Origin of the sequence: Cohnella lupini, from assembly GCF_003386205.1 — a bacterium.
Lineage (GTDB): Bacteria > Bacillota > Bacilli > Paenibacillales > Paenibacillaceae > Cohnella > Cohnella lupini.
The window spans coordinates 1-2,559 of the sequence record NZ_QRDY01000053.1 but is presented as its reverse complement, the minus strand read 5'-3'; the positions used below and the strand labels follow the sequence as shown (position 1 = coordinate 2,559).

The following is a 2,559-nucleotide window of genomic DNA, read 5'->3' as shown; positions in this document are numbered from 1 at the left end:
CACTTTTCTTGCCCCCAACATTTTCTTTGATTTCAACTTGATTCCAAAATGAAGTCGTCTGCACTGAATGAATTAAATCATAAACCTAAGATACATCGAGCATTCAAAAGAAAAGTGATTCTCCATAGAGGGAGGATAAAGGAATGACATACGGAATACATATAAAGGTTGAATTTGAAGTGGAGATGAGATCGCATGAATCATATTGGCTTAGATTTCGACGATACACTCGTTGACATGAGAAGTTCCATAGTAGAATTGCTCAATGAACTAACCGGGAAAAATTTGATTTCTGAAAATATTGAAGAGCTGGGGCGTGATTCAAAAATATCTGTTATGACAAGCAGACCACTTGAATGGATGCATTCGGCTGTTAAATGGATTAATGAAAAGGATAATCCTGAACATGCTGTCTATATTGCTGATGCTGGAATAGACGTTATGTTACTTGATAAACCATATAATCAAAACTGCCATCATCCACGAATCAAAAGAGTAAACAGTTGGACAGAAATAAGAAAAATGTTGTTAAGCTAAAAGGAATTTGTTCAACAGAATAGTAAGCTTTTATTAAATTGTGAAAGAAGCGGAGAAGTATCATGCAAATTATGTTCCGTTACAATTGGTTGGTCAGGGAAGAATGGTACCGGTGGTGTGAGGACGTACCGGAGGAGGAACTGCTTCGTATTCGTACAGGTGGAGTCGGAGGGATTTTGCATACTCTTTTTCACATTATCGATGTGGAGTGGAGTTGGATTCGTTCCCTGCAGGGGAAATCAGATTTTCAAGAAGGTTTTGATAGTTACAATAGTTTGGAGAAAGTCCGCAACCTGGATGCTGCGTTCCGGCTTGAAGTGCAACCGTTTGTGCATTCCTGGGACGTAGGTATGGAGACCCGCCCATTCTACGATCCCCAACCGGACGGGAAAATGGCCGTCGATGCGTGGGGTGAAGTAATGCGTCACATAATCGCACATGAAATCCACCATATTGGTCAACTATCGGTTTGGGCTAGAGAAGTTGGCAAAAAGCCTGTGTCAGCAAATGTTATTGGCAAAGATCTCATCAGACCGAAGTTGTTAAGCTAACGAGACACGATAATGGAGGAGCTTGCTTCGTGGCAGCTCCTTCATTGTTTATTAATATACAAAGTTGAATGATAACAGGATTTATGCAATAAAGGTAATAATATACTACGACTGGAGGTAGTTGATAATGACAGGCTATGCTCAATATAGACCAATTGGTTTGAAGACAGAATATACTCATGTTGATTTAGAAAAACAACTAGTTAAAGCAATTGTGAAATATAAAGGTAAAAAAATTATAACAGTTACTGTAGACTTGCTAGCAGATTCAATACAAAAAGTTGGAGGACTTGAGGAAGTATCACATTTAGAAGTGCACGGAATTAACGAACATGACACTTTAATAATGATAAAGCAAATGGCTGAGTTTTAAATTCAGAACAATATTTCAAATCCAAAAGAATATGATGAGCAATTTAAATAAGGAGTTATCACCTTTTAATGCAACAAAACTAAATTGTTACGCTAACGGGTCACGATAGTTCAAAGGATCAGATCGCAACTGCCTGATCCTTTTTGATTCAACTACCATGAAAGAACGCAATAACTTTCATTCTCTGTGGTGCATTGATGTTCTTACACTGCAAGAATGGCCTAACGGGAGATTAGCCTAGAACATGCTTAGATTTCATAGTTTGGTAATGTAGTGATGAAAGGAGTTGCATTATGAATAGAATCTCAATGATCCTTATTATTATTTGTTTTGTATTAGCGGGTTGTAACTCCGATACAATCGATACGCCTCGCTATGAAGGCAAAACTTTAGTTATTGGCGTTATTGGCGATGCTCCGACTACAAGAGAAAAGAATGTGAACTTCAAGAAAACAACTTTTAGCCAGTTAGAGGATCAGAATCTCTATCCTAATTTTGATGCTATTTTCATTATGAAGGAACACCTAACTGAAGCTGCAAACCAAAAATATGCAAAAGAATACATCAATGCGGGTATTCCTATCTTCTTTATGGAGTCTAAGAAATCATATCTCCCTTTTATAAACGAAGAGTTGTCTTACGATGAAGTTCCTGATCTTTCATCGGATAACTATGCTATAGGCTACTTTCAATCTGGCAATGAACATCAGCATTGGGGTTATGGTTTATACAACGATAAAGAAAATGAACACAATATTGAGGATGTCTACACAAGAATTTTTACAACAATTGAGTCCCTTGAATTATAAGTGAAGTAAGGATTATAAAACACAACATGGTGAGTTCGCCAAATGGTAGCTCCATTATTTTCATTGAACTAACGGATACAATCGAACTACATCTACGCCGGATGCCCTGAGTCCATTGGCGAGGATATATTTTCATGTAAGGAGTAATGAAATGGTCAGACTGCTGAATGGATTGGCTATATTTTTCATCATTGCAGGGGTTTTCTCGGGTATCATCCTTGGGAATTACGGCACGGGCGGATTTAGTTGGAGTCTGGCTATTACGTGGTGGATCAGCGGAATGATTACA

The 2,559-nt window shown here is 38.0% G+C and carries 4 protein-coding genes; all 4 read left to right on the top strand.

Annotated features, from left to right (window positions below; all coding sequences use genetic code 11):
• The first annotated feature begins 195 nt into the window (after positions 1 to 195).
• A complete protein-coding gene (locus tag DFP95_RS28525; protein WP_115996074.1) occupies positions 196 to 537 on the top strand; it encodes an HAD family hydrolase in 342 nt (113 codons plus the stop codon).
• Between the two features lie 62 nt (positions 538 to 599).
• Positions 600 to 1,088 (top strand): DinB family protein, encoded by a 489-nt coding sequence (locus DFP95_RS28520; RefSeq protein WP_115996073.1) that lies wholly within the window; start codon positions 600 to 602, stop codon positions 1,086 to 1,088.
• Between the two features lie 127 nt (positions 1,089 to 1,215).
• A complete protein-coding gene (locus tag DFP95_RS28515; protein WP_115996072.1) occupies positions 1,216 to 1,461 on the top strand; it encodes a hypothetical protein in 246 nt (81 codons plus the stop codon).
• Positions 1,462 to 1,754: 293 nt separating this feature from the next.
• Entirely contained in the window at positions 1,755 to 2,270 is a 516-nt protein-coding gene (locus DFP95_RS28510; protein WP_115996071.1) for a hypothetical protein, read from the top strand.
• Positions 2,271 to 2,559: the final 289 nt, after the last annotated feature.

Coding starts and splice junctions, on each gene's coding strand:
- DFP95_RS28520 (WP_115996073.1), top strand. CDS start 600: ATGCAAATTATGTTCCGTTACAATTGGTTGGTCAGGGAAGAATGGTAC.
- DFP95_RS28510 (WP_115996071.1), top strand. CDS start 1,755: ATGAATAGAATCTCAATGATCCTTATTATTATTTGTTTTGTATTAGCG.
- DFP95_RS28515 (WP_115996072.1), top strand. CDS start 1,216: ATGACAGGCTATGCTCAATATAGACCAATTGGTTTGAAGACAGAATAT.
- DFP95_RS28525 (WP_115996074.1), top strand. CDS start 196: ATGAATCATATTGGCTTAGATTTCGACGATACACTCGTTGACATGAGA.